The following is a 5,976-nucleotide window of genomic DNA, read 5'->3' as shown; positions in this document are numbered from 1 at the left end:
TTTATTAGCAACCAAATTTATATATTCCTACACTATTATGCTTCAATATAGTAAGCCGCTATGACCAGTAGACTAAAACATGATGCGTTAATCAAAAAAATTTTAACCAACCCAGTAGCTGCGCAGGAGTTTTTAGAATACTATTTGCCAGCTGATTTTAAAGCTATAGTAGATTTAACAAAAATTACTATAGAAAAAGAATCTTTTGTAGAAGAGGATTTAAGGAGAAAATTGAGTGATCTTGTATTTTCTGTACAAACCAAAAACCACGATACGGCTTTTGTTTATGTATTGATTGAGGCGCAAGCTACACCAGACCATTGGATAGCCTTGCGATTATGGAAGTACATACTTTTATTATGCGAACGACATAAGCAAAGCAAAGATGGTTTACCCTTAATTTGTCCTCTTTTAATCTATCATGGCGCTAAAACATATAATGCACCCAGAAATTTATGGCAATTGTTTAGTCATCCTGAACACGCTNNGAAAAACATCAGCAATTACTTTTTATATTTTAGTAGCAGCAACCAAATTTATATATTCCGACACTATCATGCTTCAATATAGTAAGCCGCTATGACCAGTAACCTAAAACATGATGCGTTAATCAAAAAAATTTTAACCAACCCAGTAGCTGCACAGGAGTTTTTAGAATACTATTTACCAGCTGATTTTAAAGCTATAGTAGATTTAACAAAAATTACTATAGAAAAAGAATCTTTTGTAGAAGAGGATCTAAGGAGAAAATTAAGTGATCTTGTATTTTCTGTGCAAACCAAAAATCAGGATACTGCATTTGTTTATGTATTAATTGAGGCGCAAGCTACACCAGACCATTGGATAGCTTTGCGATTATGGAAGTACATACTTTTATTATGCGAACGGCATAAGCAAAAAAAAGATGGTTTACCCTTAATCTGTCCTCTTTTAATCTATCATGGCACTAAAACATATAATGCACCCAGAAATTTATGGCAATTGTTTAGCCATCCTGAACACGCTAAAAAACTCATGACAGAAGATTATCAGCTGATTGATTTACAAAGCATGCCAGAGGATGAGATCCTAAAGAAAAAACAGTTGGGTATGTTTGAATATATGCTCAAATACATTCATAAACGGGATTTATTAAAAGTATGGGCAGAACTTTTGTCAAAATGCCCATATGCCGTTTTAGTAGATAAAGAAAAAAATTATCTTTGTATAAAGACGTTGTTATGGTATACTGATACGAAGTTACCAGAAGGGCAACAACAAGAATTAGAACGGATCATTGCTAGTCATTTATCTAAAGAAGAAACCGTTACGATTATGCGAACCATTGCACAAAAATATATTGATGAAGGGATGCAACAAGGAATCATACAAGGTATGGAGAAAGGTATAGAGAAAGGTATAGAGAAAGGTATAGAGGAAGGTATGGAAAAGGGTAAAACTAAAAGAAATCTTGAAATAGCAAAAAAGATGTTAGCTAATAATATGGATGCTACCCTTATTGCGCATATTACTGGGCTTGATATCTCTTTTATTCGTACACTTAAGCAGTGAGACCGTTGCAATAGCAAAAAAAATTGTATCCGTTCACCCAATGGCGTCAACTTAAGGCAATTCATGATTAGCCTACCCTCCTATTATACTTGGTTATCAATAACATCTAAACCTTAAGTTGACGCCATTGTCCGTTCACCTGCGTGGCAGCGATATTATAGATTACAGCAAATGGCTAATATTTATTTAATAATTGATGATTTTATCCATTTTGTTAAAAACTACTTCTTTCAAAACTACTTTTTTTGCTTGATCAAAAAAGATACGAGTAGCCAAAAAAAATCAAGCGCTGGTGAACAAAACTGTTGAAAATTCCAGCCTAAAAGCTAAAAATCAGAACTCACCCTCTACGGTTACTCAATGGATTTGGGAAGCTGGCAAGGCGCGTGAGGGTGAAGCGCACGCAGCATAGTACGCACTATGTGAGTTCGCCCCATGATGTATGTACATACATCATGGGGACCCCAAGTACGCTGAATTCCGAAACGGAACGCAGCTAGCTTTTCAAAGACGAAGAGCAGGCTCAAACAGGCTGATTTTCTACTACCTTTCAGACTGAACTTTTCTAGTCACAGCTTTGTTCAAGGCGCATTTTTTATAAACTTGCATTATTGCGCTATTTCTAAATACGAACGTGAAAAAATACGCATAGGCCACACCACTGAACGGATACTCTAGGCGTTTCCATTCTCTATCCCTCCCCTTACTGCAAGTCAATAACCTCTTAAAGTTAGCCTATGTCAATAGATTGGATCTGTATAGTACACGTAATATATCTGTAAAACAAGAATAAACAGATTATTTTAGTAGCGATTGCAGATGATTTTCCGTAAACATGTTCGCACTTTTTAATTCTTGTATACCATTTATTATTGCCCTCATACTAAGCTTAGAAGCGAAAAGAAGCTTAAAGTTGGCAGCTGTAAATAAGTTGGCGGTATTTAGCTGGGTAATAATATCCTTAAAAAGGACTTTTGAAGATTGCTCCATTGCATCATTTAAATCTAATACATTTAAATTTAACTGCAACATTTCGACTTGAGGGTTTTGAATTACCTCTCCTAGTTTTGATTCCATTATTACTTGAAACATACCCTGCGTCAGTAAATCTAGCTCAGTAAGTACTTGTAAAGTGATCTTCACCTCCTCTGCTTCTTTATGGGATAGTAATACCTGCAAGTTATTTTGTGTAAGCAAACCTGCTTCGAACAGTAGTTCCATGCTCTCTAAACGATATTTAGTTGCAAAAAAGGATGTCCTTTTAGGAGTTAGTAACAACTGAAAATTATCCTGTGTAAGAAGGTTTTGATCTTTTAGCTGCTTCAAAAAGTTACTTCTTGAAGATAGACTACCGCTTGTAAAACTTCGCATGGTAAATTTCATTAGTAATGGGAACGTATATGCTGTAAGCAGATCCAAATTCAGTGCTACTTCCAGTTCTTTTAATGCTGAATCAGCCCACTGTTTGTATATGTCATATGCACGACCACCGTTATCCAACCAACGCGCATGCTTTATTAACAGCTCTAAACTATCCAACGTAAGTACATTTACTATTGCTGATTTTCCTAGTATAGGAAATAGACCTACCACTAAGTCCTTACAAAAAAACAATCCCTCCCTTCCATTAACCTGAGGTGTTGCCAATAGATCTGGATTTTTAACATGAAAATTCTCAACAACCCTAGCCAATTTATAGTAGTATCTTTGCTCCGTAATGCATAGAAAATCCCAGCTCTTTTCATCTGCTAATAACGATGTTAACAATTCCTGATTTAGATAGTTAATAGCATCAAGTTGATTTAATAGATTCATTAAATCAGAGAAAACTGTCTTATAACTGATAGCTTTATTAAAATTGTCGTGGGTTAAAAGTTTTTTTGCATAAAGCTTCTTAAAAGCCAGTGCAGCTGCCAATAAACCTTCTAAATTATTTTGTTGAGATACATAACTTATAGTATCCACTAATTGATCCAAATTTTGTTGTGTAAGAAGACCAGCTTGACAAATTCTTGCAAATATTAAGCTAAAAGTATAACGATCATAACGCTCATTAGGAAAACCCTCCATTAAATTTACTACTTTCCTAAAGTTTCCTGGATTTAACAAACCTCCATCGTTAAGATGCTGCAGCAGATAACCGGATAGTTGTATCTCCTTATACATTTCTTCTAAATTATTACGATCTTCTAAAGTAAAACTTCCTATTTGGTTAAATAAATTTTTACAATCTGTTAAGCTAAGCTGTTTAAAATCTTTTATGATTTCCTCTATTTCATTTTTATTATTTGGTTTATTATCTGGTTCAGTATCTGGATTGGATAGGGCACTAGTACTAGTAGGCGTATCCTTTAACGAATCCATATGGTGATTATGTTTTTGACAACTAATCATAAATATTAGACTAAATATAAATATTAACCGGAACATATGTTTTTTACGTGTAAAATTGTTGGATAAGTAAGCTATACATTTGCCTACATGTCTTTATGTAAGCATTGCCCTGCTTTAGGGCACAACAAGTTTAAAACATAAACCCTAAAAATCCTAATTTTTATCCAAATAGAGGCCGTTACAATATAAAAATTGCAACGGTCTCAGGTTATAAAGCACAAGTTCGGCCACATAGTAGCTTGGCATTGCACCATGGTATAACTGTTTTAAATAGAAATGATATAATAGATCTGATTATAGGAATTTTATTAAAGTGTTATTAATTATTTTAGGCGAACAGCTATTTGTAGTAGAATATGGTGATAGAATTATCCATGGTTATTTGGCTGCAATTTTGTTAACTTGTCTGTTTAGGTAAGTCATAATTTTTACTCTTTGTTAACAGTGTTATGTTGTAACAAATGTGAACAGATACACACTAGAAAAACATCAGCAACTACTTTTTATCTTTTATTTTTTATTAGCAACCAAATTTATATATTCCTACACTATTATGCTTCAATATAGTAAGCCGCTATGACCAGTAGACTAAAACATGATGCGTTAATCAAAAAAATTTTAACCAACCCAGTAGCTGCGCAGGAGTTTTTAGAATACTATTTGCCAGCTGATTTTAAAGCTATAGTAGATTTAACAAAAATTACTATAGAAAAAGAATCTTTTGTAGAAGAGGATTTAAGGAGAAAATTGAGTGATCTTGTATTTTCTGTACAAACCAAAAACCACGATACGGCTTTTGTTTATGTATTGATTGAGGCGCAAGCTACACCAGACCATTGGATAGCCTTGCGATTATGGAAGTACATACTTTTATTATGCGAACGACATAAGCAAAGCAAAGATGGTTTACCCTTAATTTGTCCTCTTTTAATCTATCATGGCGCTAAAACATATAATGCACCCAGAAATTTATGGCAATTGTTTAGTCATCCTGAACACGCTAAAAAACTCATGACAGAAGATTATGAGCTGATTGATTTACAAAGCATGCCAGAGGATGAGATCCTAAAGAAAAAACAGTTGGGTATGTTTGAATATATGCTCAAATACATTCATAAACGGGATTTATTAAAAGTATGGGCAGAACTTTTGTCAAAATGCCCATATGCCGTTTTAGTAGATAAAGAAAAAAATTATCTTTGTATAAAGACGTTGTTATGGTATACTGATGCGAAGTTACCAGAAGCGCAACAACAAGAATTAGAACGAATTATCGCCAGTCATTTATCTAAAGAAGAAACCGTTACGATTATGCGAACCATTGCGCAAAAATATATTGATGAAGGGATGCAACAAGGGATCATACAAGGTATGGAACAAGGTATGGAGAAAGGTATAGAGAAAGGTATGAAGAAAGGTATGGAACAAGGTATGGAGAAAGGTATGGAACAAGGTATGGAGAAAGGTATAGAGAAAGGTATGGAGGAAGGTATGGAAAAGGGTAAAACTAAAAGAAATTTTGAAATAGCAAAAAAGATGTTAGCTAATAATATGGATGCTACCCTTATTGCGCACATTACTGGACTTGATATCTCTTTTATTCGTACGCTTAAACAGCCTTTATAGCTACTCATTCGTATCCGTTCACTCAATGGCGTCAACTTAAGGTTTAACTATTATTGATAACCAAGTAGAATAGGATATTTTTTTTACATTTGCTACATTGCTTCTTATTTAGCGAATAAATTCTTTTTTTATTATTTCATAAAAAAGTGTATGATACATTTTTTTATGCAAGAGTTTTTAGGGGAAAATTTTATTTCGGAAATTAAAGATAAATTGTATTCAGCAATATTTCAGACTATCCATTCCAAAGGCGGCCATATGTTCACGCCCAGAAGGAAACTTACTTTTCCAATAGTATTTTCCACTATTTTAAAGCTAGTTAAGCGAAGTTTAGGCATAGAGTGTGAACTTATGGAACCGTTAACGTACAAAATTCCTCCATCCAAGCAAGCTTTTTCCAAAGCA

The 5,976-nt window shown here is 33.9% G+C and carries 4 protein-coding genes and 1 pseudogene (1 of these 5 running past the window's edge); 4 read left to right on the top strand and 1 reads right to left on the bottom strand.

Features of this window, described 5'->3' with window-relative positions; genetic code table 11:
* Positions 1-60 precede the first annotated feature (60 nt).
* Entirely contained in the window at positions 61-570 is a 510-nt protein-coding gene (locus tag EDM02_RS05555; protein ID WP_123663755.1) for an Rpn family recombination-promoting nuclease/putative transposase, read from the top strand.
* Positions 571-579: 9 nt separating this feature from the next.
* Positions 580-1,551 (top strand): Rpn family recombination-promoting nuclease/putative transposase, encoded by a 972-nt coding sequence (locus tag EDM02_RS05550; protein WP_123663753.1) that lies wholly within the window; start codon positions 580-582, stop codon positions 1,549-1,551.
* A gap of 798 nt (positions 1,552-2,349) precedes the next feature.
* Here EDM02_RS05550 and EDM02_RS05545 read toward each other — a convergent pair.
* Positions 2,350-3,915: a hypothetical protein gene (locus EDM02_RS05545; protein WP_148053571.1), complete on the bottom strand. Its 1,566-nt coding sequence runs from the start codon at positions 3,913-3,915 to the stop codon at positions 2,350-2,352.
* A 606-nt stretch (positions 3,916-4,521) separates the two neighbouring features.
* On the opposite strand from EDM02_RS05545, the gene EDM02_RS05540 reads away from it, so the two are divergent.
* Positions 4,522-5,571 carry an Rpn family recombination-promoting nuclease/putative transposase gene (locus EDM02_RS05540; protein WP_123663628.1) on the top strand — a complete coding sequence of 350 codons (1,050 nt, stop codon included), beginning with the start codon at positions 4,522-4,524 and terminating at the stop codon, positions 5,569-5,571.
* Positions 5,572-5,736: 165 nt separating this feature from the next.
* A pseudogene (locus EDM02_RS05535) lies at positions 5,737-5,976 on the top strand (IS4 family transposase) (it continues 904 nt past the right edge of the window).

The sequence above is a fragment of the Candidatus Cardinium hertigii genome (genome assembly GCF_003788695.1).
The sequence above is the reverse complement of the archived record's forward strand: the minus strand, read 5'-3'. Positions and strand labels throughout refer to the sequence as shown.

What these genes read in the sequence shown, in the direction of transcription:
- EDM02_RS05550 (WP_123663753.1), top strand. Translation starts at nt 580, where the DNA reads ATGACCAGTAACCTAAAACATGATGCGTTAATCAAAAAAATTTTAACC.
- EDM02_RS05545 (WP_148053571.1), bottom strand. Translation starts at nt 3,915, where the DNA reads ATGGATTCGTTAAAGGATACGCCTACTAGTACTAGTGCCCTATCCAAT.
- EDM02_RS05540 (WP_123663628.1), top strand. Translation starts at nt 4,522, where the DNA reads ATGACCAGTAGACTAAAACATGATGCGTTAATCAAAAAAATTTTAACC.